The 24,488-nt window shown below is 70.0% G+C and carries 21 protein-coding genes; 6 read left to right on the top strand and 15 right to left on the bottom strand.

From position 1 onward, the window contains the following. Window positions 1-11 precede the first annotated feature (11 nt). A complete protein-coding gene (locus QTI20_RS06485; protein WP_183025707.1) occupies window positions 12-737 on the top strand; it encodes a FadR/GntR family transcriptional regulator in 726 nt (241 codons plus the stop codon). 49 nt (window positions 738-786) lie between these two features. Here QTI20_RS06485 and QTI20_RS06480 read toward each other — a convergent pair whose 3' ends face one another. From QTI20_RS06480 to QTI20_RS06415, 14 genes are all read right to left on the bottom strand, one after another. Then, the gene (locus QTI20_RS06480; RefSeq protein WP_286549138.1) at window positions 787-1,830 is read right to left on the bottom strand and encodes a diguanylate cyclase; all 1,044 of its coding nucleotides are present in this window, start codon (window positions 1,828-1,830) and stop codon (window positions 787-789) included. Window position 1,831: 1 nt separating this feature from the next. Beyond that, window positions 1,832-2,875, bottom strand: coding sequence for a chemotaxis response regulator protein-glutamate methylesterase (locus QTI20_RS06475; RefSeq protein WP_286549139.1), 1,044 nt, complete (start codon window positions 2,873-2,875; stop codon window positions 1,832-1,834). Continuing rightward, window positions 2,872-5,100, bottom strand: coding sequence for a hybrid sensor histidine kinase/response regulator (locus QTI20_RS06470; RefSeq protein WP_286549141.1), 2,229 nt, complete (start codon window positions 5,098-5,100; stop codon window positions 2,872-2,874). Before QTI20_RS06470 ends, QTI20_RS06475 begins: the two co-directional genes overlap by 4 nt. Further along, window positions 5,097-5,786, bottom strand: a complete 690-nt coding sequence (locus QTI20_RS06465; protein ID WP_286549142.1) for a chemotaxis protein CheW — start codon at window positions 5,784-5,786, stop codon at window positions 5,097-5,099. The genes QTI20_RS06470 and QTI20_RS06465 overlap by 4 nt, the downstream gene beginning before the upstream one ends. Next, entirely contained in the window at window positions 5,779-7,023 is a 1,245-nt protein-coding gene (locus tag QTI20_RS06460) for a CheR family methyltransferase (protein ID WP_286549143.1), read from the bottom strand. Before QTI20_RS06460 ends, QTI20_RS06465 begins: the two co-directional genes overlap by 8 nt. Continuing rightward, window positions 7,014-7,499, bottom strand: coding sequence for a chemotaxis protein CheW (locus tag QTI20_RS06455; RefSeq protein ID WP_286549146.1), 486 nt, complete (start codon window positions 7,497-7,499; stop codon window positions 7,014-7,016). The genes QTI20_RS06460 and QTI20_RS06455 overlap by 10 nt, the downstream gene beginning before the upstream one ends. A 5-nt stretch (window positions 7,500-7,504) precedes the next feature. Beyond that, window positions 7,505-9,124, bottom strand: a complete 1,620-nt coding sequence (locus QTI20_RS06450) for a methyl-accepting chemotaxis protein (RefSeq protein ID WP_286549148.1) — start codon at window positions 9,122-9,124, stop codon at window positions 7,505-7,507. A 327-nt stretch (window positions 9,125-9,451) separates the two neighbouring features. After that, window positions 9,452-11,191 (bottom strand): ABC transporter ATP-binding protein, encoded by a 1,740-nt coding sequence (locus tag QTI20_RS06445; protein ID WP_286549150.1) that lies wholly within the window; start codon window positions 11,189-11,191, stop codon window positions 9,452-9,454. A gap of 16 nt (window positions 11,192-11,207) precedes the next feature. Continuing rightward, complete coding sequence (locus tag QTI20_RS06440; RefSeq protein WP_286549152.1) at window positions 11,208-12,800, bottom strand: ABC transporter substrate-binding protein; 1,593 nt, start codon at window positions 12,798-12,800, stop codon at window positions 11,208-11,210. A 96-nt stretch (window positions 12,801-12,896) separates the two neighbouring features. Next, window positions 12,897-13,736 (bottom strand): ABC transporter permease, encoded by an 840-nt coding sequence (locus QTI20_RS06435; protein WP_286549154.1) that lies wholly within the window; start codon window positions 13,734-13,736, stop codon window positions 12,897-12,899. Continuing rightward, window positions 13,733-14,698: an ABC transporter permease gene (locus QTI20_RS06430; RefSeq protein WP_286549156.1), complete on the bottom strand. Its 966-nt coding sequence runs from the start codon at window positions 14,696-14,698 to the stop codon at window positions 13,733-13,735. The genes QTI20_RS06435 and QTI20_RS06430 overlap by 4 nt, the downstream gene beginning before the upstream one ends. 29 nt (window positions 14,699-14,727) lie before the next feature. Then, window positions 14,728-15,912: an LLM class flavin-dependent oxidoreductase gene (locus QTI20_RS06425; RefSeq protein WP_286549158.1), complete on the bottom strand. Its 1,185-nt coding sequence runs from the start codon at window positions 15,910-15,912 to the stop codon at window positions 14,728-14,730. 19 nt (window positions 15,913-15,931) lie between these two features. Beyond that, window positions 15,932-17,170: an acyl-CoA dehydrogenase family protein gene (locus tag QTI20_RS06420; protein ID WP_286549160.1), complete on the bottom strand. Its 1,239-nt coding sequence runs from the start codon at window positions 17,168-17,170 to the stop codon at window positions 15,932-15,934. Between the two features lie 40 nt (window positions 17,171-17,210). Continuing rightward, window positions 17,211-18,833: a rhodanese-like domain-containing protein gene (locus QTI20_RS06415; protein WP_286549162.1), complete on the bottom strand. Its 1,623-nt coding sequence runs from the start codon at window positions 18,831-18,833 to the stop codon at window positions 17,211-17,213. 226 nt (window positions 18,834-19,059) lie between these two features. On the opposite strand from QTI20_RS06415, the gene QTI20_RS06410 reads away from it, so the two are divergent. Then, window positions 19,060-19,878: an IclR family transcriptional regulator gene (locus tag QTI20_RS06410; protein ID WP_286549163.1), complete on the top strand. Its 819-nt coding sequence runs from the start codon at window positions 19,060-19,062 to the stop codon at window positions 19,876-19,878. A gap of 24 nt (window positions 19,879-19,902) precedes the next feature. On the opposite strand, the gene QTI20_RS06405 is transcribed toward QTI20_RS06410, so the two are convergent. Beyond that, window positions 19,903-20,523, bottom strand: a complete 621-nt coding sequence (locus QTI20_RS06405; RefSeq protein WP_286549165.1) for a MarR family winged helix-turn-helix transcriptional regulator — start codon at window positions 20,521-20,523, stop codon at window positions 19,903-19,905. Window positions 20,524-20,680: 157 nt separating this feature from the next. Here QTI20_RS06405 and QTI20_RS06400 point away from each other — a divergent pair, with 157 nt between their 5' ends. Genes QTI20_RS06400 through QTI20_RS06385 form a run of 4 tightly spaced genes read left to right on the top strand, consistent with a single transcriptional unit; the run spans window position 20,681 to window position 24,467 of the window. Beyond that, window positions 20,681-21,706, top strand: a complete 1,026-nt coding sequence (locus QTI20_RS06400; protein WP_286549169.1) for an ABC transporter substrate-binding protein — start codon at window positions 20,681-20,683, stop codon at window positions 21,704-21,706. Window positions 21,707-21,739: 33 nt separating this feature from the next. Then, the gene (locus QTI20_RS06395) at window positions 21,740-22,831 is read left to right on the top strand and encodes an ABC transporter ATP-binding protein (RefSeq protein ID WP_286549171.1); all 1,092 of its coding nucleotides are present in this window, start codon (window positions 21,740-21,742) and stop codon (window positions 22,829-22,831) included. Further along, on the top strand, window positions 22,828-23,679 hold the full coding sequence (locus QTI20_RS06390; protein ID WP_286549172.1) for an ABC transporter permease: 852 nt from the start codon (window positions 22,828-22,830) through the stop codon (window positions 23,677-23,679). The genes QTI20_RS06395 and QTI20_RS06390 overlap by 4 nt, the downstream gene beginning before the upstream one ends. Continuing rightward, window positions 23,676-24,467 carry an ABC transporter permease gene (locus QTI20_RS06385; RefSeq protein ID WP_237675861.1) on the top strand — a complete coding sequence of 264 codons (792 nt, stop codon included), beginning with the start codon at window positions 23,676-23,678 and terminating at the stop codon, window positions 24,465-24,467. The genes QTI20_RS06390 and QTI20_RS06385 overlap by 4 nt, the downstream gene beginning before the upstream one ends. Window positions 24,468-24,488 lie beyond the last annotated feature (21 nt).

Here is a 24,488-nt window from a genome sequence, read left to right as displayed (position 1 = left end):
CCACCGGGCCGATGGCCGACCTGTCGGAGCGCATCGGCGCCCAGGACAAGGCCACCGCATCGAAGGTCTATCGGGCGATCCTTCAGTCGATACAGGACGGCGTGCTCAAGCCCGGCGACAAGCTGCCGAACGAACGTGACCTATCGACGCAGTTCCACACGACGCGCGGCACCGTGCGCCACGCGCTGGCGATGATGAGCAGCCAGGGCCTGTTGCTGCGCAAGGTCGGCAGCGGCACCTTCCTGGCTGACTCGTTGCTGCAATTGCTGAGCGAAACCGACCTGCCGGTGGCCGCCCACCATGAAGACGTGCCGACCTATGGCGAGATCCTCGAAGGCCGGCTGCTGTTCGAGCCGGCCATGATGGCCCTGTCCGCGCAGCGCGCCGACGCCGAGGACCTGGCGCTGATGCGTCACCACCTCGCGGCCGTGCGCGACGCCGACCAGTGGATCGACTTCAAGGAAGGCATCTACGGCGTGCACCAGGCGATCTACCGCGCCACGCGCAACCGTTTCCTGATGCAGGTGTTCGAGGCCGTGGTGACCGACCGCCGCGCCGTGCAGTACGACGGGCGCTCCAGCCTGCACAGCCCCGTGGGCACCATCGTGCGGGAAAAGACCCTGCGCGAACTGACGGCCATCGTCGATGCGATCGAGGCCCGCGATGCCAAGGCGGCCACGCAACTGGCGACCGACTACTTCACGCAGATCCTGGCTTCGCTCAGCGTCTACGGCTGAGCCGAAGGCAGCCCCGCGCCGGCGCCACCGCGTGGCCGGCGCGCTTCGCTCAGGCCGCGGACGCCCCCGCGGCCAGACCGCTGTCGCCGACCGCCACGCGGTTGCGCCCCAGGCGCTTGGCTTCGTAGAGGCCGCGGTCGGCCAGTTCCACCAGCGTCGACGAGGTGCCGCGGACCTGCGGCACCGTCGCGCTGACCCCCACGCTCACGGTGAGCCAGGGGCCGGAAGACGAGGCCGAATGCGGGATGCGCAGCGCCTCGATCGCGCGGCGCAGCTTCTCGGCGATGAGCCGGCTGCCGCCGAGCGGCAGGCCGGGCAGCACCAGCGAGAACTCCTCGCCGCCGAAGCGCGCGGCCAGGCCGGAGGACCCGTCGCAGCAGGCCAGGATGGTGCGCGCCACCCGCTTGAGCGCCTCGTCGCCGGGCACGTGGCCGTACTGGTCGTTGAAGGCCTTGAAATGGTCGACGTCGATCATCAGCACGCTGATCTGGCGCCCGTCGCGCACGCAGCCGTCCCATTCGGCCTCGAGGTATTCGTCGAAGTAGCGGCGGTTGCCCAGCCCGGTCAGGCCGTCGGAGTTGGTCAGGCGCCGCAGTTCGAGGTTCGATTCGAGCAGCTGCTGCTGGCTCTGCCGCAGCGCCTGGTAGGCCTCGTCGCGCTGGATCAGCGCCAGGTACGAGCGCGAGTGGTAGCGGATGCGCGCGATCAGCTCGACGCTGTCGGGCAGCTTCACCAGGTAGTCGTTGGCGCCCGCGCTGAAGGCCGCGCTCTTGACGGCCGCATCCTCCTTGGTCGACAGCACGATGATCGGGATGTCGCGCGTCACCGGGTGCGCGCGGTAGGCCTCGACCAGCGACAGGCCGTTCACGCCGGGCAGCACCAGGTCCTGCAGGATCACGGTGGGCCGGGTCTGGACCGCGATGGTCAGCGCCTGCGCCGGGTCGGAACAGAAATGGAAGGCGATCTCCGGCGCCGCGGCCAGCGCGCGCCGCACCGCCTCGGCCACCATGAACTGGTCGTCGACCAGCAGCACCATCGTGGAATGCGCGCCCTGCTCGGGCAGGACCGGGGACGGGTCTGGGATCGGGAGCATGTCAATATCCTCGGGGGGCCGGCGCGCGCAGCGTCGGCAAACAGTTCATCAGCCGGGTCGCGATCTCGCTCAGCGGGCGGATCTCGGTGGCGGCGTCGATCTCGGCCGCCGCCTTCGGCATGCCGTAGACCGCGCTGCTGGCGCGGTCCTGGGCGATGGTCAGGAAGCCGCGCTCGCGCATGGCCTTGAGGCCCTGCGCGCCGTCGCGCCCCATGCCGGTCAGCAGCACGCCCACGGCCTCGCCGCGCCAGTGGCTGGCCAGGTCCTGGAAGAACACGTCGATCGAGGGACGGTACAGCGCGGCGGCCGGCTCGTGGGTGTAGCAGAGGCGGCCGTCGGGCCGCAGGTGCAGGTGGTCGTCGGTGCCGGCGAGCAGCACGGTGCCCACGCGCGGCACTTCGCCATCCACCGCCAGGCGCACGGGCAGCACGGTCTGGGCATCGATCCAGGTCGCCATGCCGGCCGCGAAATGCGCGTCCACATGCTGCACCAGCACGATCGCCGCCGGGAAATCGATCGGCAGGGCCTTGAGCAGTTCGGCCAGCGCGGCCGGGCCCCCGGCCGAAGCGCCGATCGCGACCAGCCGCGTCGCCGGCGCGGACGGGCCCTGGCCGGCCGCGGGCGGCGGGGCCCCGCGCGCCGGGTCGTAGCGGCCGATGAGCCAGCCCACGTTGCGGATCTTGCGCAGCAGCGGCGCCGCCGCCTCCCGGATGTCGCCCGGCCCGAGCACCGGCGTGCTGACGACGTCGAGCGCGCCGTGGCCCATCGCATCGAACACGCGGCCGGTCTGACCCGCGACATCGCCGCTGACGACGACGATCGCGCAGGGCGTCTCGGCCATGATGCGCCGGGTCGCCTCGACGCCATCCATCACCGGCATGAGCAGGTCCATCAGCACCACTTCGGGCCGCTGCGCGGCGCAGCGCTCGACGGCTTCGGCGCCGGTGCCGGCGACCCAGATCACCTGGAAGCTGGGCTCCAGCGCGATGACCCGCTTCAGGGCCTCGACCGCCAGGGGCATGTCGTTCACGATGCCGATCTTCATGCGCTTGCCTTTCCGATCAGGTCCTCCACCGCGTCGAGCAGCGCCTCGTCGTGGAAGCTGCTCTTCGCGAGGTAGTAGTCGGCGCCGGCGTCGAGGCCGCGCTGGCGGTCTTCCTCGCGGTCCTTGTAGGAGACCACGATCACCGGGATGTGCTGCAGCCGCGGGTCGCGCTTCATGCGCGTCACGAGCTCGATGCCGTCCATGCGCGGCATGTCGACGTCGGTGACCACCAGGTCGAAGGGCTCCGAGCGGAACACGTTCCACCCGTCGATGCCGTCGACCGCGACCGCGACGTCGTAGCCGCGGTTGACCAGCAGCTTGCGCTCGAGCTCACGCACCGTCAACGAGTCGTCCACCACCAGCACGCGCTTGCGCGGCGAGGTGTCGGCGACCGCGCCGCCCGCGTCCACGCGCGTGAGCCGGCCGCCCGCGATCAGCTTGCGGATCGACTGCAGCAGGTCCTCCACGTCGAGGATCAGGAGCGGCGCGCCGTCTTCCATCAGCGCGCCGGCCTGAATGTCCTGCAGCTTGCCCAGGCGCGGGTCGAGCGGCTGCACGACCAGGGTGCGCTCGCCGACGAAGCGGTCCACCGCCACGCCGTACATCGCGCCATGCTCGCCGACCACCACCACGCTCACCGTGTCGCCGGCGGCGGCGGGCTCGTCGTACTGCAGCAGCTGGCGCGCCGACACCAGGCCGATGTGCCGGTCGAGGAAGCGCAGGTGCTGGTGCCCTTCGATCTGCTCGATGCCGGCGCGCGGCGCCTCGAGCGCATGCGTGACGTAGGCCAGCGGAAAGGCGTAGTTCTCGCCGCCGATCTCCACCAGCAGGCTGCGCATGACCGACAGCGACAGCGGCATCTCGAGCACGAAGCGCATGCCCTGCCCGGTCTGCTGGTGCACCCGCACCGCGCCGCGCAGCTGCCGCACCATGTTCTGCACCACGTCGAGCCCCACGCCGCGGCCCGAGATCTCGGTGACTTCGGTGCGGGTGCTGAACCCGGGCAGGAACAGGAACTCGAGCAGCTCGGCCTCGCTGAGCCGCTCGACGGTCTCGGCCGTCGACAGGCGGCGGCGCACGATCTCGGCGCGCAAGCGCTCGAGATCGATGCCCTTGCCGTCATCGCCGATCTCGATCAGCAGCATGCCGGCGCTGTGCCGTGCCTGCAGCCGCACCACGCCTTCGGCGGGCTTGCCGGCGGCCAGTCGCCGTTCGGGCGTCTCGATGCCGTGGTCCAGCGCGTTGCGCATCAGGTGGGTCAGCGGCGCCTCGAGCTTCTCGAGAATGTCGCGGTCGACCTGCGTCGCGGCGCCCTCGACCTCGAGCCGCACCTGCTTGCCGAGCGCGCGGCCGAGGTCGCGCACCGAGCGTGCCATCACGCCCAGGCCGTCGCCGAAGGGCCGCATGCGGCAGGCCAGCGTGGTGTCGTAGAGGCGCTGGGCCAGGTGGCTCATGCGCCAGCCGAACTGGTCGAGCTCGCCCATGCGCTCGCCCAGCCCGCGCTCGCACTCGCCCATGATCTGCAGCGCCTGGTCGAGCGCAGCCTGCAGCCGCGCGTCGGCCGGCTGCTCGGCCAGCAGCCCACGCACCGTCTCGAGCGCCTGGCTGGCGCCGCGCTGCTGGCGCTTGAGCCGCAGCATGGACGCGTTGAAGGGGTCGAGCCGGTGCGACTCGACCAGCGTCTCGCTCGACAGGCCCAGCAGCCGGTTGAGCGTGTCGGCCGTCACGCGCAGCACGCGCTCCTCGTCGGGCAATGCGGCCGGTGCCTCGGCCACGGCCGGCAGGGGCAGCGGCAGCGCGACGGGCACGGGCGTGGCGGCGGCCGGCGCGGCGGCCACGCCGGCGGGGGCCTGGCCACTGAGCCGCGCCTCCAGCTCGCCGATGTCCCGCGCCAAGTCGATGCCGGGCGTGGCGACGCGCAGCAGCAGGTCGGCGCCCATCAGCAGCGCATCGATGTCGGCGGGCTCCAGCAGCAGCCGGCCCTCCTGCGCCTTCACCAGGCAATCCTCCATCACGTGGGCGATGCGCACTGCGGGTTCGAGGTCGACGATGCGGCCCGCGCCCTTGAGCGAATGGGCCGCGCGCATGCAGGCCTCGAGGTGCGCGGCCGCGCGCGGATCGCGCTCCAGCGCGAGCAGGCCGGCATTCAACACCTGGACCTGGGTCTCGGCCTCCATCTGGAACAGCTCCAGCATCGAGGCGTCGCGGATCTGGTCGGGATTCATGCCAGGCTCCTGTCGATGGCCTGGGCCAGCAGCGCCGCGTCGAGCAGGCCGACCGTGCGCGGCCCGCAGCGCACCATGCCGCGCGCGCACTTCACGCTGGCATGCGACAGGGTGTCGGGCAGCGCCTGCATCGCGTTCTCGTCGACGCGGTAGATCGCGTCGACCTCGTCCACCGGCAGCACGACGGGCCGGCCGATGCCATTGGCGCCGGCCATCACCAGCATCCGCGGCGCGCCCTGGCGCGCGCGCGCCTCGGGCGTGCGCTGCGGGTCGATGCCCAGCAGCTGGGCCAGCGAGACGCAGACGGTCAGCGTGCCGCGCACGTTGGTCATGCCCAGCAATGCCGGACTCCAGTGGTGCGGCAGCGTGTGCACCGGCCGCACCGGCGCCACCTCTTCCAGCACGCGGGTCGGCAGGCCGAGCCATTCGCCCTGCACGCGGAACACCAGCAGCGCGAGCGCGTGATGCGCCATGTGCGAGGCGATCGCCGCATCCTCGTCGGCCGGCGTCGAGGCCGCGGCCAGGCTCGGCGGAAAGCGGTCGAGCAGTTCCCGCGCGGTGCGCGCGTAGACCGGGCAGTTGCGGCAGTGCACGTGCGCCGCCAGCAGCTCGCAGCGCTTGTCGCCGTGGATGCCGATGCGGTTCCAGCAGTCGTCGACCGCCGCCTGCGACAGGTCTTCAAGCATGGCGGCGCTCCCTTCTTGCGCTGCGTGCCTGCAGGCGGCGCGCGCCCTCGAGGTCGCCCTGCGCCTCCAGCAGCGCGGCCAGGTGGACCAGCGACTCCGCATGCGCGGGTTCGAGATAGAGGGCCTTGCGGTACGCGGCTTCCGCCTGCCGCGGCTGGCCCAGCGCATCGTGCAGCACGCCCTGCAGGCCATAGACCTGCGCGGTCGGCGCATGCGCCGCAAGCCAGCGTTCGCAGGCCGCGAGCGCCTCGGCCGCCGGCCCACGGTCGGCCAGCCGGCGCAGCGCGTCAACGCCTTCGCTGTCGGGCGGCGGCGCGGCGACCGGGGGCGAGGACGCGGCCACGGGTTGCGCCCGCACCGGCACCCGCCGCGCGGCAACGGGCGCGGGCCACGGCCTCGGCACCGACGGCGCCGGATGGACCGGCAAGGCGCGGGGCACCGCGGCCGTGCGGCCCACATGGAAACCGAAGGCGTGCGGCGCCATCGCGCGCAGGCCGTGCCGGGTCAGCAGGCTGGCCTCGGCCGGGCCGACGAAGAGCGCGCCCGTCGCCTGCGTCGCGCGCGTCAGCACGTCCAGCGCGCGCTCCTGCGTCGCCGCATCGAAATAGATCAGCAGGTTGCGGCAGAAGACGATGTCGTAGGGCTGCCCGCCGGCCAGCGATGCCGGATCGAACAGGTTGCCCGCGCGCAGGCTGACGCGCTCGACCACGCGCCGGGCCAGCACCTCGCCCTGCGGCGAAGCCGTGAAGTAGCGCTCGCGCAGGCCCGCCACGTCGCCACGGAAGGAGTTGGCGCCATACACCGCGCGCTGCGCGAACGCGATCACCTTCTCGCTGACGTCGACCGCGTCCACCGTGAAGCCTTCGGCGGCAATGCCCGCGTCGAGCAGGGCCATGACGATCGAGTACGGCTCCTCGCCGGTCGAACAGGGCAGGCTGAGGATCCGCACCTGCGCGCTGCGCAACAGGCGCTCTCGCACCACCTCCACCAGCGTGACCAGCGACTCCGGGTAGCGGTTGAACCAGGTCTCGGGCACGACCACCGCCTCGACCAGCTGCTGCACCTCGGCCGGGCTGGACTGCAGCAGCGCCCAGTAGTGGTCGTCGTCGGCGGCGCCGCAGGCGGTCGAGCGCAGGCGCACGGCGCGCGCGATCGCCGCATCGCCGATGGACCCGGCATCCAGCCCGATGCGCTGCTTGAGCAGGTCGCCGAAGCGCGGGTGGGTCGTCAGCTGCATGCGAGCGCCCCTGCGACGGCATCGGGGAACAGCAAGGCGCGCGCTTCGTCGCTCAGCAGCGCGTCGACGTCGACCCACTGCAGCATGCCTTCCGCCTCGTCGAGCACCGGCCCGAGGTAGCGCGCGCGCGGGCTGTCGAGGCCGCAGGGCACGAAGTCGGCCGGGTTGCGGTGACCGGTCTCGGTCACGCCTTCGAGCATCAGCGCCAGCGTGTGGGCCGCGCCCTGGCCGCCGTGGCGGTGGTTCACCAGCACGATGCGCGTGCTGGTCAGCTGCCGCGAAGGCCGGCCGATCGCCATGCGGCTCAGGTCGATCACGGGCACCGGCGCACCCCGGTGGACCAGCAGGCCGGCCACCCAGTCCGGCGCGCCCGGCAGCTGCTTGAGCGCCTGCAGGGGCAGCACGCGCAGCACCGCATCGGCGGCCACCGCATAGCGGTCCTCGCCCAGCCGGAACAGCAGGAACAGCCTGCGCACGGAACTCACACCTTGAAGCGCGAGACGCCGCTTCGCAGGTCGTTGGCGACCAGGTTCAGCTCGTCGATGGCCGAGCTGGAATGGCGCAGCGACTCGACGGTCTGCTGCGTGGCCTCGCTCAGCTGGGCCAGCGCCTGGTTGATCTGTTCGGCGCCGGTCGCCTGCGCACCCATACCCTCGTTGACCATCTGCACGCGCGGCGCCAGCGTCTGCACCTGCTGGATGATCTGCGACAGCTGGTCGCCCACCTGCTGCATGTCGGCCATGCCGCGGCGCACCTCTTCGGAGAACTTGTCCATGCCCATCACGCCGGCCGACACCGAGGACTGGATCTCGCGCACGATCTGCTCGATGTCGTAGGTGGCCACGGCGGTCTGGTCGGCCAGGCGGCGGATCTCGGTCGCCACCACCACGAAGCCACGCCCGTACTCGCCGGCCTTCTCGGCCTCGATGGCCGCGTTGAGCGACAGCAGGTTGGTCTGGTTCGCCACGTTGGTGATGGTCGTCACCACCTGGTTGATGTTGCCGGCCTTCTCGTTGAGCACCGCCAGCTTGCCGTTGACAGAGCCCGCGGCGTCGACCACGTTGCGCATCGTGTCTTCCATGCGCGCCAGGCCGGTCTGCCCGCTGCCTGCCAACTCGGCCGTGCGTTCGGCCGCGCCCGACACCTCGGTCATGGTGCGCACCAGGTCGCGCGAGGTGGCGGAGATCTCACGCGAGGTCGCGCCGATCTCGGTGGTGGTGGCGGCGATCTCGGTCGCGGTGGCCTGCTGCTGGCGCGAGGTGGCCGCGATCTCGGTCACCGAGGTCGCCACCTGGATCGCGGAGCGCTGTGCCCGGCTCACCAGCGTCGAGAGTTCGTCGGCCGTGGTGTTGAAGCCGAGCTGGATCGCATTGAACTCGTCCTTGCGCGCCAGGTCGAGGCGCCGGGTCAGGTCGCCCGCGCCCAGCTGCGTGAGCCCGCTGACGATGCTGCCCATCGGCTGGGTGATCGCGCGCATCAGCAGGACGCCGCAGGCGAAGGCCGCGACCAGCGCCACGCCCAGCGAAACGAGGATGCCCTTCTCGGCATTCGCGATCGCCGCGCTGATGCTCGCGGTCGCGATGTCGGCCTGCTTCTTGTTGACGGCGAGGATCGCCACCAGCGCCTCGCTGCCGCGCGTGAACTGCGGCAGCAGTTGCTCCTGCACCGCCGCGCGCGCGCGGCCCGGGACGGCCAGGCTCTCATCGGCCAGCAGCACGTCGCGCAAGCGCCGGTACTCCGTGGCCGCCTGGCGGAACTCCTTGGCGAGCGCCGCCTCTTCGGGCAGATGCAGGGTGCCGTCGTAGCCGGCCATCAGCTCGTCGAAATGCGCATCGAAGCGCGCGCGCGCGGCCAGCAGGTTGCGCCGGCTTTCGGGTGTGGGCTGCTCGAGCACGTCGCGCAGCTGGATGAAGCCCGCCCCCCAGGTCGAGCGCAGCGAGGCGCTGTAGAACAGGCCCGGTACCGAGTCGGTGCGCAGCACGTCGGCCTCGCGTTCGATCGTCACCAGGCGCGCAAGATTGAGCGCTGCCATCGAGGCCATGATGCCCAGGATCACGGCAAAGCTGGCCAGCATGCGCTGGCGAAGGGTCAGGTTTTTCATAGGACGGGGATGGCGCGGGCACCGAGACGTAGAAGAATGGCTTACCGCTTCAGCACACAAGCCATCGAGGCTCGGCTCGCATGCCCGCCTGGAAGCCGCGGCAATGGTAACGACAATGAATCCGCGCGCGACTGTTCCAGTGAAAAAATGTAAGTGCGCTCACTGTTTCGGTGATTGCGTGGCGTCGCGCCCGCACGAAAACGTCATGCTGAACACCCACTCGGCGCCGGGCTGGCGTGACCCATGGTGCGCGAAGGCGCGCGCGGTGACAGCGCAGCAAGGGGCATCCGCCGGAGTTCGCATCAAGCGCCCTCGGCGCGTCCTTGCCTAGGCCCTGCGGCCCATCTTCTCGTTGCCCGCCATCGCCGCGGCTCGCTGGCCACCCATGCCGGACAGGGTCGGCGCGGCGGCGATCAGCGTGCGTGCGTACGCGCTGGCCGGCGATGTCCAAACCTGTGACGAATCGCCGCGCTCGACGATCTCGGCGTCCTTCATGACCAGCAGGCGATCGGTGAAGTAGCGCACCACCGCCAGGTCGTGCGAGATGAAGAGATAGGTCAGGCCGAAGCGCTCCTTGAGTTCGCTCAGCAGATTGAGGATCTGCGCCTGCACCGACACGTCCAGCGCCGACACCGGCTCGTCGCAGACGATCAGCTTCGGCCGCTGGACCAGCGCGCGCGCGATGCCCAGCCTTTGCTTCTGGCCGCCCGAGAATTCGTGCGGGTAGCGATGCAGCGCCGACAGCGGAAGGCCGACCTGGTCGAGCATCTCCCGCGCGGCCCTGGTGCGCGCCGCCGCGTCGAGATCCGGGAAGCTCCACTGGGCGAGATTCAGCATCTCCAGCGCCGTGTGCCGCGGGTTCAGGGCGCCATGCGGGTCCTGGAACACGAACTGCAACGGCCGACGCGCGCGCGCCAAGGCGTTGCCGGACAGCGCGGTGAGATCGGCGCCATCGAACAGGACCCGGCCCGACGCCACTGGCACCAGACGCGTGATCGCCCGGCTCAGCGAGGACTTGCCGCAGCCGGACTCGCCCACCAGGCCCAGTGTTTCGCCAGGCTGGATGTCGAAGGAGACGGCCCGCACCGCGTGCAGCTCGCGGCCGTCGCGTTCGCGGTAGCGCACATGCAGGTCGCGCACCTCGAGCAGGGGCGCGCCCTCGCCCGCATCGTTGGCGGCATCCGGCGGCGCGGCGGCGATCCCCGGTGTGTGAAGCTCGAAGCGCCAGGCGCCATCATCGGGCTCCCGGTGCTTGCGGATCTCGGTCAGGCGCTCGCGTCGATAGTGCCGCACGCCGTCGCCATGCAGCGCCGCGCCCAGCAGGCCGCGGGTGTACGGATGGGCCGGGTCGGCCAGCACCTCGGCCGTGGTCCCGCGCTCGACGATGGCCCCGTCGTGCATCACGTGCACCCGATCCGCCCATTGCGACACCAGCCCGAGGTCGTGCGTGATCAGCAACAGGCTCATCGAGAGCTCGCGCTTGAGCGAATCCAGCAGGCCCAGGATCTCGGCCTGCACCGTCACGTCCAGCGCAGTGGTCGGTTCGTCCGCGATCAACAGACGGGGACTGCAAGCCACGGCGATCGCGATCATGATGCGCTGGCGCTGCCCGCCCGACAGATGGTGAGGAAAGCGTTCGCAGAGCCGGGCGGGGTCGGGCAGGCGTACCAGCGCGATCAGGTCGAGCGTCCTGGCGCGCGCCTGTGCGCGCGACAGGCCCGCATGCCGCACGAGCGTCTCCGCGATCTGCTCTCCGACGCGCAACACGGGGTTGAGCGAGACCATGGGTTCCTGGAAGACCATACCGATCTCGCGCCCGCTCAGGTCGCGCAACCGGCGCTGCGGCATCGCCAGCAGGTCCTGCCCCTGGAACAGCACCCGGCCGGAGATCGTGGCGTCAGGCGGCAGCAGGCGCAGGATGGAGAGCGCCGTGGCCGACTTGCCCGAGCCCGATTCGCCCACCAGCGCCAGCGTCTCGCCGATGCCGATGGACAGGTCCACCGCCCGTACCGCCGGCACGCCTCCGAAGCTCACGTTCAGCGACTCGATCGCCAGAAGCGGGGTCATGGACGCGGCCCTCGTTTCAGCTCGCGAGCGAGACGTCGCCCAGTCCGGACAGCGCGCCCAGCGGGCGCTGGTCCACGCCCTTGAGCTTGCTGGAGAAGATGCGCACCAGGTTGATGTTGACCAGGCTGATCGAAGGCAGGTCCTGCTGCACCAGCACCTGCAGGCGGTCGATGAGTTTCTTGCGTTCCTGCGGGTCGGTGGCGTCGACGATGCCCTGGATCACCGCATCGGTCGCGGCCGAGGCGTAGTTCGAGCCATTGCTCCATGGCACGCCATCCTTGATCGACTGGCTCCAGAAACGCCGGATCACGCCGATCTGCGGGTCCAGGCCCGGTGCGTAGTCGATCGCGCTGGTGTCGAAATCGCGGTCGGTGAACAGCTTGCGCAGCTGCGTCGCGGTGTCGTAGTTGATCAGTTCCACCTCCACCCCCACCTGCTTGAGCTGCTGCTTGATCAGGTCGCCGGCGCGGCGGTATTCCTCGCCGAAGGTGTGGTTCACATGGTTGATGCGCAACCGCACGCCGTCGGCGCCGCGGCGCAGGCCGGCCTCGTCGAGCAGGGCTTCCGCCTTCTTGGGGTCGAAAGCGTAGTCGGGCGCCTCGGCGTTGAAGTGCTGCTTCTGCTCCGGCGGGATCGGGCCGCGCGACGGCTTGGCGAAGCCGAACCAGGCCACGTTCGAGATCGCCTGGCGGTCGATCGCATGCGCGAAGGCCCGGCGTACGCGCACATCCTGGAACACCCTCTTCTTCAGGTTGAAATCGAAGAAGAAGACCTTCGTCAACCCTTCCCAGCCCTTGGTGTCGACCACCACGTCCTTGCTCCTGGCCAGCCGGCGCGCCGACGACAGCGGCACCGGGCTGTGCGGCGAATAGAGGATCTCGCCGGATTCCAGCGCGGCCTCGCGCGCGCCGGCGTCGGGAATGATCTTGAAGGTCAGCGTCTCGAAATAGGGCTTCTGCTTGTCCCAGTAGTCCGGATTGCGCACCAGCGCGACGTGGCTGCCCCGCACCCATTCCTTGAACCTGTAGGGCCCGTTGCCCAGCGGACTGGCGTTGCGCGGGTGCGTCAATGGATCGCTGCCCGCATAGAGATGCCGCGGCACGATGTTGAACTGCTGGCCGTGCAGGTACGACCAGACCACGGGCGCGGGAAAAGCCAGGCGCAGGACCGCCGTGTGCGCGTCCGGCGTGTCGACGCCCTTGACGGCGGCGAAGGCGTTGGCGCCGAGCGCACTGGTCTTTTTGACCACCTCGAGCGCGGAATAGGCGACGTCGGCCGAAGTGAACGGCGTGCCGTCGTGCCAACGCACATCCGGGCGCAGATGGAAGGTGATCGACAGGCCGTCGGCCGAGGTTTCCCAGCGCTGCGCGAGCTGCGGCACCAGCTTGTAGTTGCTGTCGTAGGTCACCAGGCCGTCGAAGATGTTGGCATTGACGATCTGGTTGGGCAGCCCGTTGACGATCGCCAGTGCCGACGGTTCCGGCGCCACGTTGACCACCAGGTTGCGTCCGCCGCCGGCCTGTGCGAACACGTCGGAGGCGAAGGGCAGCGCGGAGGTGCCGCCGACCAGCACGGTGCGGAGAATGAAGTCACGTCGCGTGGAACTCATAGCAGGATTCCTGAAAAGGATGGAACGGAAAGAGGGAGAGAAAGAGAGGCGCGCCGCCGAGGACGACGCAAGGCCCTGCGGCGCGTCTGGCGGGATTCATCGGCGTCGCAGGTGCAGGGCATCGTTGATGCCGTTGCCGATCAGCGCGAAAGCCAGCACGGTCGCGAGGATGGCGAAGCCGGGGAAGGCCGCCACGTACCATGCATCGCGCAGCACCGAGCGGCCCGCGCCGATCATGGCGCCCCACGAGGCCAGGTTGGGATCGCCGAGCCCGAGGAAGGCCAGCGCCGATTCGGTGAGGATGGCGGTCGCCACCAGCACGGAGGCCAGCGCCACGACCGTCGGCACCACGTTGGGCAGCACCTCGTGCCAGATGATCCGCAGCGGCGGCATGCCGCTGAGCGCCGCGGCATGGACGAAGTCGGTCTGCCGCAGCCGCATGACCTCGGGCCGCACCACGCGGGCCACCTGCGGCCAGCTCGTCAGCCCGATCGCGAGCATCGTGCTCCAGAGCGAAGGCGTGAGCACCGCCACCAGCACGATGGCCAGCAGCAGTTGCGGGAGCGTCTGGAACACCTCCGTGATGCGCGTGCAGGCCCGGTCCACCCAGCCGCCGAAGTAGCCGCCCAGCACGCCCAGCAGCGCACCGAGCAGCACCGCGACCGCGGCGGCCACCACCCCGGTGAGCAGCGACACGCGCGCGCCATGGACCATCTGGGCCAGCATGTCCCGCCCCAGCATGTCGGTGCCCAGTGGATGGGCCGCCTCGGTGACGGGTTCGATGAAAGGAGGCGAATCCACCGACAGCGGATTGCCGCGGTAGAACGTGGCGGACATCAGGATCATCACGAGGCTCAGCGCCAGCAGCGCGGTGCCGGTGACGAAGGCCGGCGAACGCAGCAGCCGCCGCCACAGGGGCGATCGTTCGCTCGTCATCTGGCCACCACCCTCGGATCGATCAGCGTGTAGAGGCTGTCGAGCACCAGGTTCGTCGCGCTGATCAGCACCGCGCTCCACACCAGGATGCCCATCAGCAGGTTCATGTCCCTGTAGGTCACGGCATCGAAGGCCAGGCGTCCCATGCCAGGCCAGGAGAACACCGTCTCGATGGTCACGACGCCGCCCAGCAGCGTCCCGAGTTCGAGACCGGTGAGGGTCGCCACCGGCAGCAGGCAGTTGCGCAGCACGTGGCGCCACAGGATGCGCGCGGGACGCAGCCCCTTGGCGCGGGCGGTGCGCAGGTATTCGGAATGCAGCACTTCGGCAGCGGTGGTGCGCACGATGCGCGCGTAGATCGCGATGTAGAACAGCGAGAGCGTGAAGGCCGGCAATGCCAGGTGGCGCAGCCGGTCGAGCAGGCCGGCCCAAAGTCCGCCGTCGAAGCCGGTGGTGGCCAGGCCGCCCGACGGCAGCCAGCGCAACTCGACCGCGAACAGGATGATCAGCAGCAGACCGACCCAGAACAGCGGCAGTGCGAAGCCCACGGTCGACAGCGTGGAGATGGCGGTGTCGATCCAGCGCCCCTGCCGGTAGGCGGCCCACACCCCCAGGCTCACGCCCGCAGCGAGCGCGACGAGGATGCTGGTCGCGACCAGCAGCAGCGTCGCCGGCACGCGATCGGCGATCAGGTCGAGCACCGGCATGCTGTTGCGGAACGAGTAGCCGAAATCCAGCCGTGCGAGGTTCGCGATGTAGTGCCAGAACTGGAGCCATACCGACTGGTCGAGCCCGTACTGGCGCCGCAGCATCGCCATGTATTCGGGCGAAGCCGCGCCGGCGTCGCCGGCCATGGCCGTTGCCAGGTCGCCGGGCGCGAGCTTGAGCAGCAGGAAGCTCACGCCGATCACCAGCAGCAGCGTGGGCGCCTTGGTCAGAAGGCGGCCTGCGAGCCGGCCCACGGCCCGTGCCACCACGGAAGCCCGCGCGCTCACAGACGCAGCCCCGCTTCGCGCATCAGCGGCAGGATGTGCTGGCCGAAATGCGCGAGGTCCGGCTCGAAATCGAAGAAGGTCAGTTGCACCCCGCCGCAGCCGGCGTCGCGCAGGCGGACCAGGTCGTCCACGACGCGCTGCGGGCTGCCCACCAGATGGATGTTGCCGCCGACCGCCCGCTCGCCCGGTCGGCGTGCATGGTGGCTCCAGGCGCGCGCGTCGCTCGCACCGGTCTGGGTGTTGAAGCGGGCGTTGAAGTTCGCCACCGCTTCGGCGTCCTCGGAGGCCAGGATGCGCGCGTAGCGCGCCTGCGCGAGCGCATCGGTGGCCGCGCTCACGATGGTGGGGTTGATGATGGCACGCACGTCGCGTCCCTGCGCCTGCGCGGCCGCCTTCAGCCCGGCCGTGAAAGCCGGCAAGGCCGCCAGCGTCGCCTCGATGTCGACGCCCGTCGGGCTCGGGATGAAGACGAAGTCCGAATAGCGCGCGCCGAACTCGAAGCCGGCCTTCGAGCCGGTCGCATTGATGAGGATAGGCCGGCCGTGCAGTGGCCGGGGCGAGACGTAGGCGTCGTGCAGTTGCCAGTGCCGGCCCTCGATGCTCACGTTGCCGTCGGTGCGCCAGAGTCGCTCGAGCATGTCGACGAATTCGGCGGCGCGGGTGTAGCGCGCGTCGTGCTCCTCGCGCTCCTGGCCGAACATGCGGGCCTCGGCGGCGATGTGGCCGGTCACGAGGTTCACGCCCCAGCGTCCGCCGGAGATGTGGTCCAGCGTCGCACCGAACTTGGCCAGGTGCAGCGGATGCCAGGGGCCGTACAGCACGTGGATGGTGGAGATCAGCAGGATGCGCCGCGTGATGGCGCTGAGCGCCGCCGTGGCCATGAAGCTGTCGAGGGAGGTCTCGCGGTAGTTCGACGCGCCGCCGTAACCGCCCTTGGGCATCCACTGCGCCAGGCCGAACACCAGGTCGAAACCGAGCGCCTCGGCCTGCAAGGTCAGGCGCGCGTTGTAGTCGAAGCGCCAGTCGGTCGAACGCGGCAGCGTCGAGATCGACCAGCCCCCGTTCTGGATCGGCAGGAACAGCCCCAGGTTGAAGGGCTGCAGCCGCACGCGTTCGAGCGGACTGGGTTCGGGTGCATCGTTCGCGACCGAAGGCGATGCGGCGGGGCTTGCGAGGGACATGGTGGACGGCGCCCCGGCTTCAGTAGGTGAAGCCCAGCGGCGGTGCTTCGCCGCGCAGCGCATGGGCACCGATGGCCTTGCTGCGGTAGACGATCGGGTCGTGCAGGCTGATGGTGCGGGCATTGCGCCAATGGCGGTCGAAGTTGTGCCGACGCAAGGCGGTCGAGGTGCCGCCCACGTCGAACAGCTTCTGCGCGATGTGCAGCGCCGCCTGCTCGGTGGCCAGCTGGGCCTGGGCGGTGCTGATCGCGGTGTCGGACAGGATCTGCTCGAGCCGCTCGCGCGAGGTCTCGTCGTACTGGACGTGCGAGGCATGGGTGAGCGCGTCCGCCGCGCGGTGCAGCACCAATTCGGCGCCGAGCGCGGCGGTCGAGAGCTCGCCCACCAGCACCTGCACATGCGGATCGAGCGTGACGTGCTCGACCTGCGAGACGCGTGTGGGCCGCGCGCCTTCGCGGGCCCAGTCGATCGCCTCGTCCAGCGCGGCATGCGCGATGCCGGACTTGACGGCCGCGAACAGGATCTGCGCGCCCGAGCTGGTGTAGTGGCGGCGGTTCATCCAGTCGCCCACCAGCACGATCTCGTCGGCTTCGACGCGCACGTTCTCGAACACCGTGGTGCCGCTGCCCGTCAGCCGCTGACCCAGGCCGTCCCAGTCATCGAGGCGCGTGATGCCCTCGCGGTCGGTCGGCAGGACGGCGTAGACGATCCGGCCTTGCGGGTCCAGCACCGTGGCGAAGACCACATCGGCGAACAGCGTGGGCGTGCTGTAAAACTTGCGCCCGCTGAACCTGAAGCCGGCGCCCTCGGGTTCGAGGCGGATCGTGATCTCGCCGGAGCGGGACGTGTTGCGTTCGGTCGAGGCATTGCCCACCAGCGCACCTTCACGCACGCGCCGCCAGATGCGCGCCTGGAGGGGTGCCTCCCCCATCAGGCGCAGCCGTTCCAGGTAGACGTAGTGCGGGATCAGCAGCTGGGCGACATTGGAATCGCCGCGGGCGAGCTCGGCGATCACGCGCACCACGTCGCCGTACTCGATCTCGTCGCCGCCCAGGGCCAGCGGTGTGCGCAGGTTCAGCAGCTGGTGTTCGCGCAGCAGACGCAGCGCGTCGTAAGGCAGGATGCGCTGCGCATCGCGGACGGCCGCGTCGCTGCGCAGGGTGCGGGCGAGTTCGCGTGCACGTGCCAGGGCCTGCTGCGCGCGCCGGGCGGCCTGCCCGGCCTCGCGCGTCGGGTTCGCGTCGATGGTGTTCGTCATGGGGTGTATCGGGTGAAGAGAGCGGCGGGGTCGCATGCCCTCAGGCCGGGGACGCGGCCTCGTCGAAGGTCGCGAAGCGCACCACCGTGTCGCGCTGGAGCTGGTCGAGCAGGTCGATCTCCCAGCGCAGGTAGTCGCGGAAAGCCGCGTGCGGGTCGGCGGCGGCATAAGGTGAACGCACCGCATCGTCCGCGTCGTGCAACAGCCGCGTGGCGCCCCGCTCGAGCGGGCGCTGCTGCGCCAGCCATGCGGCCGTCCCGCCCTCGAGCACCACCAGCTTCGCGTGCCGCGCGCCGAGTTCGGCCGCGGCCAGGCGCGCCAGACGGCCGTCGGGCGAGCTCAGCACCCAGGTCGTGTCGCGCAAGCTGTCGAGCCCGTGGGGCAGCCGCGCGCGCACCGCGAACGCGGCGCCGGGGATGTGGCCCTCTTCGTAGCGCGGGCTCGGCGCGAGATCGATCACCTCGGCTTCCCCGCGTGCCAGCGCCTCGACGAGGCGCTCCACCGACCAGCTGTCGACCACGGGCAGCGGTGCCGGCAGCCGCAAAGGCTCCGGGCCGGACTCGGTCGCAGCCTCCGACGCGAGCACGTGGGCGTGCACCTCGCCCCAGGCCAGCTGGAGCAGCCATGAGGCGGTGATCGCCGCGCGCACGCCGGAGCCGTCGTCCACCAGCACGATGCGCGCATGCCGGGTGCCCACATGCTTGTCGAGCTCCTGGACCAGTTGGCCGCCTTCGATCCATGCGCTGCCCGGCAGGTGGCCGGCCTCGTACTCGGCCCGGGTGCGCACGTCGAAGACATAGAGGCTGCGCGCCTCGCGTTCGGTCTCGAAGCGGCCGATGGTCGCGCCGTCGATCCAGTCGATCGCGAAGCGCCGGCTCAGGTGGGCCACGCTGTGCTGCAGCGCCGGACTGTCCTGCGATGGAGGCGCAGGCAGTTGCGCCGCCTGCCCGTGCTGCAACTCGAAACCGGCCATCAGCCAATCCATCGTGCCATTGCGCAGCGACAGCACAGGGTTGGGCAAGCCCGCGTTGATCAGCGCCTGTGCGCCGATGATGGAGCGCGTGCGGCCCGCGCAATTGACCACCACCAGCGTGTCGGGCGACGGGAGCAGGCTGTGCACCCGCAGCGGCAGCTCCGCATTGGGCACCGCATGCGCACCGGCGATGCTGAAGTCCTCGAACTCCTGGGCCGTGCGGCCGTCCAGCACCACCAGATCGTCGCCGCGCGCCAGGCGCCGGTGCAAGTCCTCGACGCTCAGATGGGGCGTCCCGTAGCGATGCTCGACGAACTCGCCGAAGGCCTTGCTGTAGGCGCTCGAGCCGGTGTAGACCTCGAGGCCGGCGTCCTGCCAGGCCTCCACGCCGCCCGCGAGCACCTGCACGTCGGCATAGCCCAGTTCGGCCAGTCTGCGCGCGGCGCGGGCCGCGAGCTCGCCGTCGCCGGCGTCGATTACCACCACGCGGGCCGCGCGGCGCGGCAGCAGCCGTGCCACCCGCAGTTCCAGCTGGCTCAAGGGCAGCGGCACCGACAGCAGGAGGTGCGCGTCGCGGGCGATCACACCCTCCTCCCGCACATCGACCAGCGCCAGCTCGCCGCCCTCCCGGATCCATTCCAGAAGTCGGGCGACGGAGACGGATGGAAGCGGAGCCGGGGAAGACGACATGGGAAGAATTTCCGTGAAACAGGGTTGAGAAGGGAAACAGATATCGGAACGTACATTCCGCATATCGGATAATTCATTCCGATCCAAGTCTATTTCTGCCGAAGAATTCGGGAAGCATGCTTTTCACATATCGAAATCTGAAAAACGAAGATGCCCGTGCGCCGAAGGGCGGCATGGTGGCGAGCCCGGCGGAGACACAGCCAAGCCAGAACAAAGGAAATGCCAGATGAAACGAATGACCGAGGGGGAGAACATCGCCGCCACGCGAGGGGCGGAGTCAGGATCGCTCGCCAAGGGCCTGCAGGTGCTGGACACGCTGCGCCAGGCGCTGCAGCCGCTGGCCCATTCGGAGGTCGCCGAGGCCACGGGTCTGGCGCCGAGCACGGCGCACCGCGTGCTGCAGATGCTGGTGGATGCGCGACAGGTCGATCGCACGCCCGGCGGGCGCTACCGGCCCGCGGCGCGCAGCCTGCTCCCGCTGGGCCTGGACCATCCGATGAACCTGTTGCGGCGCGACTCGACCGACCTGCTGCGCGGCCTGCGGGATCGCCATGGACCCTCGACCAGCCTGATCCTGTTCTTCGGCCTCGATCGCTGCATCCTGGAGACCGCGCTGGGGCGTTACAGCGTCGTTCCCTACTACGACACGCATGTGAGCGCGCCCCATCACACGACGGTGTCGGGCAAGCTGTTGCTCGCCCACTTGGCCTCAGCGCAACGCGCGGCGGTGCTCGATGCGCAGCCGCTGGCGGCGCGCACGCCTCACTCCATCGTCGAGCGGTCGGCGCTCGAGCGTGAACTCGACCGCGCACGCAGGGAAGGCTGTACCACCAACCTGCAGGAGAACGTCGCCGGCATCTGCGCCTGCGGCGCGGTACTTCTGTCGCCGAAGGGCTCGGCTCTCGGCGCGTTGGTGATGTCGGGGCCGAGCCAGTACTTCGCCGACGAGGCACTGCAGGCGATGAAGCGCGACCTGCTGGACGCCGCCAGCCTGCTCAGCCACACCTCGTCCGCCATGCGCTCGTTTGCCCGCTTCCTGGAGTGACGACCCGCGGGCCGTCATCTACTCTCATACCTCCTCGGGCCCCAGCTCCGGCGCATTGCCCGTCATCATCTGGCTCAGCAGCTTCGACAGCTCGGTGCGCTGCGAGGCATCGAACATGCGCAACAGATGGAGTTCGGCCGCCGCATGGCGCGGCATGGCCTCGTCGGCCAGGCGCACCCCCTTGGCGGTGAGCTTGACCAGCACGCCGCGCCCGTCGTTGGGGTCGATGGAGCGCTTGATCCAGCCCTCCTTCTCCAGCCGCTTGAGCAGGTTCGACAAGCCCCCCGAGGTGAACAGCAGCGTGCTCTGCAGCCGTGACGGCGACAGCCGGTAGGGCGCGCCGGCCACGCGCAGGGTGGCCAGCACCGCGTACTCCTGGTACTTGAGCCCGAGCGGCTCCAGCACCAGGTTGAGCGTGCGCAGCACCACGCCTTCCAGCCTCAGCAGGCGGCCGACCACGGCCTTGCCGCTGCTGTCGAGGTCGGGCCGCTCGCGCCGCCACTGGCGGATGCCGCGCTCGACCAGGTCGCCGCCGCCGGCAGGCATGTCGTCGTCGAGCGCGGGGGGCAGCGCATCGGCGTCGTCCCGGTCCTGTGCATCGCCTTGGGGCGGACGCCGATTCGATGCTTCTTTCTTGTGCGACATGAGGGGCTCTCCATCAACGGTGGTGCCTCCGCGCGGCCATCTCGGTGCACCGCCGGGCTCGGGTTCGCCCCTATCTTAAATGCCTTGCATTTATCTTTCACGAAAGATAAAGTGAATTCCAACGCGGCCTTCGGGCGCTTGTCCACAGGAGTTCACGATGAAAACCACCTTCTCGCGCTGCCTCGTCCCTGCCCTCGCGGCCGCCTTGCTGGCCGGTGCCGCACAGGCCGAGGAACTGGTGGTCGGCATCTTCGGCGGCTCCTTCGCCGATGACTCCAAGACCTGCCACATCGCGTCCTTCGAGAAGAAGACCGGCGCCAAGGTGGCGCTCAAGCTCGGCAGCTCCTCGCAGTTCGCGGCCTCGATCCGCGCCACCGGCGGCAAGTCGGACTTCGACGTGGTCTACATCGACAACTCGCTCGCCTCGCAGCTCAAGAACGAGAAGCTGCTCGAGACCATCGACAAGGGCAAGCTCGCGAACGCGGCTGCGGTGTCGCCGCGCGCGCTCGACAAGGACGGCCAGTACGTGGTGTTCATGACCGGCGCCACCGTGATCGTCTACGACACCAAGCAGGTCAAGACGCCGCCCACCTCGTGGGCCGACCTCGCCAAGCCCGAGTTCGACGGCAAGCTCGCCATCGGCGACATCAGCGGCACCGCGGGCTCGCAGTTCCTGATGGCGCTCAACCGCATGAAGGGCGGCACGCTCGCCAACATGGACGCGGGCTTCGCCGCCATCAAGCCGATCGCGAAGTCTTCCGTCACGCTCTACACGCAGGCCGACCAGATCGTCTCGCTGTTCGAGCGGCAGGAGATCGCGGCCGCCGTGTGGTACCCCGACCGCGCCGGCTCCGCCATCGACAAGGGCCTGCCGCTGGCCATCGTCTATCCGAAGGAAGGCGCGGTGGGCATCCTGCCCGCACTGGTGATTCCGAAGGGCGCCAAGTCGCCGGCGCTCGCGCTCAAGTACATCGACGAAGTGCTGTCGAAAGAAGGCCAGACCTGCTTCGCCGAGCGCAAGTACGCGGGCCCCGTCAACACGCAGGTCAAGCTCAGCGACAAGGCCGCGAAGATCGTTCCCTACCAGCAGACCTTCGACAACCTCTGGCTGCCCGACCCCGAGGCCGTGGCCAAGTCGCTGCCCGAGTGGACCAAGCGCTGGCAGCGCGAAGTCGCACGCTGAGCGCCCTTCTTCAACCCTCACCATCCGACAGACATGCCGGCACTCACGCTCGACCGCCTCGAGAAACGCTACCCGGGCCATGTGGCCGCGTCGTCGGTATCGCTGTCCGTCCACGACGGCGAATTCATCTCGCTGCTCGGTCCCTCCGGCTGCGGCAAGACCACCGTGCTGCGCATGGTGGCGGGGCTGATCGAGCCGACCGGCGGGCGCATCCTCGTCGACGGCCGCGACATCACCGCGCTGCCCACCAACAAGCGCAACATCGGCCTGGTGTTCCAGTCGTACGCGCTGTTCCCGCACATGAGCGTGTTCGAGAACGTCGCCTTCGGCCTGCGCCGCCAGGGCCTGCAGGGCAGCGCGCTGAAGCAGCGCGTCGACCAGGCGCTGGCCAGCGTGCGCCTGTCGGCCCTCGGCGACCGCATGCCCAAGCAGCTCTCCGGCGGCCAGCAGCAGCGCGTGGCGGTGGCGCGCTCGATCGCGCCGCGCCCCAGCATTCTTCTCTTCGACGAGCCGCTGTCCAACCTCGACGCCTCGCTGCGCGACGAGATGCAGATCGAGCTCAAGCGCCTGCAGCGCGAGGTCGGCATCACCACGCTGTTCGTCACGCACGACCAGGGCGAGGCCATGTCCATGTCCGACCGCGTGTGCGTGCTCGCGCACGGCGTGGTACAGCAGTTCGACACGCCCGAGGCCATCTACCACCGCCCCGCCACCGGCTTCGTCGCGAGCTTCATCGGCCGGCCCAACCGGCTCACCGGCCGCGTGGTGCGCGCCACCGGCACCGCCGTCGCGGTGCAGTTGGACGACGGTCCGCTGCTGCCGGCCGCCGGCGCCGAAGGCATGGCGCACGGCGCGGCGGTCGACGTGGTGATCCGGCAGGAGGACATCCGCTTCACGGAGGCACCCGTGGGCGGCGCGGCCACGCTCGCCGGCCGCGTCGCCATGCGCTCCTTCGTCGGCGCGCGCGTGCAGTACCTGCTCGCCTTCGGCGGCACCGAGCTGATCGCCGAGGCCGTCACCAACGGCCCGCATGCCGGCCTGGAGGTCGATGCGCCGGTGCGCGTGGCCATCGAATCGCAGCATGTGTACGTCACCGCGCGCGCGGCGCAGGCGGCGGCCGCATGAGCCCGCGCCAGCTCACCGGCACGCTGCTGGCGTCGCCCCTGCTGTTGCTGCTGCTGCTGGCCTTCGTCGCGCCGGTGCTGCTGATGGTGCCGCTGAGCCTGCACCCCTACGAGCCCGGCACCGGCATCTCCGCCGGCTGGACGCTCGCCAACTACACGAACATCCTCACCGACGAGTACTACCGCGAGGTGGTGGTGCGCACGCTGGTGCTGGGCTTCGGCGTGACCGCCATCTGCCTGCTGCTGGGCTACCCGCTGGCGTACTACATCGCCAACGCGGGGCCGAAGATGCGGCTCACGCTCACCATGCTGGTCATCTTCCCGATGCTGCTGAACCTGGTGGTGCGCTCCTTCGGCTGGATCGCGCTGCTGGCCAACCGCGGCCTGGTGAACAACCTGCTGATGGACATCGGCCTGATCGAGCGGCCGATCAAGATGATGTTCAACCTGTTCGGCCTGCTGGTGGGCATGTCGCACATCTTCCTGCCCTTCATGGTGCTGATGCTCGTGCCGGCCATCCAGGCGATCTCGAAGGACGTGCAGGCCGCCGCGTACACGCTGGCCGCGAGCCGGCTGCGGGTGTTCTGGTCGATCACGCTGCCCATGAGCGCGCCGGGCATCCTGTCGGGCTCGATCCTCGTCTTCGTGCTGACCATCAGCGCGCTGGTCACGCCGCGCATGCTGGGCGGCCCCACCTACAAGGTGATGGCCACGCTGATCTACGACGACTTCCTGCAGACGCTCGACTGGCCCGCCGGCGCGGCCATGTCCTTCGCGCTCACCGCGCTCACGCTGGCGGTCATCGGCCTGTCGAGCCGCGTGCTCAGGCGCTGGGGAGGCAACGCATGAACGCCGACGGAAAGAAGACGCCCGTGCTCGCGGCCACGGCCATCGCGGTGGTGGTGTTCCTGCAGATTCCGGTGCTGGTGGTGGTGCTCGCGGCCTTCAGCAAGACGGCCTACCTCACCATCCCGCCCAAGGGCCTGACCTTTCACTGGTTCGAGGTGGTGCTGCGCGACCCCGAGTACCTGGGCGCCGCATGGACCAGCCTGTGGCTGGCCGCCGCATCCACCGCCGCCGCGCTGGTGCTGGGCCTGATCGCGGCCTACGCCATCCACCGCCGCATGGTGCCGGGTGCCGCGGCGCTCACCTCGCTCTTCATGGCGCCGCTGATCCTGCCTTCGGTGGTGCTGGGCGTCGCGCTGCTGCAGTACTACACGATGACCGGCCTGCGCGGCAACTCGCTGGGCCTGTGGCTCGCGCACGTGGTCATCACCGTGCCCTACGTGGTGCGGGCCAGCCTGGGCAGCCTCTCGTCGGTCGACGAATCGCTGGAAGACGCGGCGCGGGTGCTCGGCGCGGACGGTTTCACCAGCTTCCGCCTCGTCACGCTGCCGCTGGTGAAGCCGGGCCTGGTGGCCGGCGGCCTCTTCGCCTTCATCACCTCGCTGGACAACGTGCCGGTGTCGGTGTTCCTTCTCTCCGCAAGCCAGACGACGCTGCCCGTGAAGATCTTCACCTCGGTCGAGCAGGGCGTGGACCCCAGCGTGGCCGCGGTCTCCACCCTGCTCATCGTGACCACCGGCATCGTGCTGCTGCTGGCCGAGCGCTGGACGGGTTTCCACAAGCACGTCTGACCGAACAACACCCCCCGATTT

Source organism: Variovorax sp. J2P1-31 (assembly GCF_030317215.1).
Classification (GTDB): Bacteria; Pseudomonadota; Gammaproteobacteria; order Burkholderiales; family Burkholderiaceae_C; genus Variovorax.
Note: the sequence above shows the minus strand (reverse complement) of the source record. Positions and strands in the feature narration are given on the sequence as shown.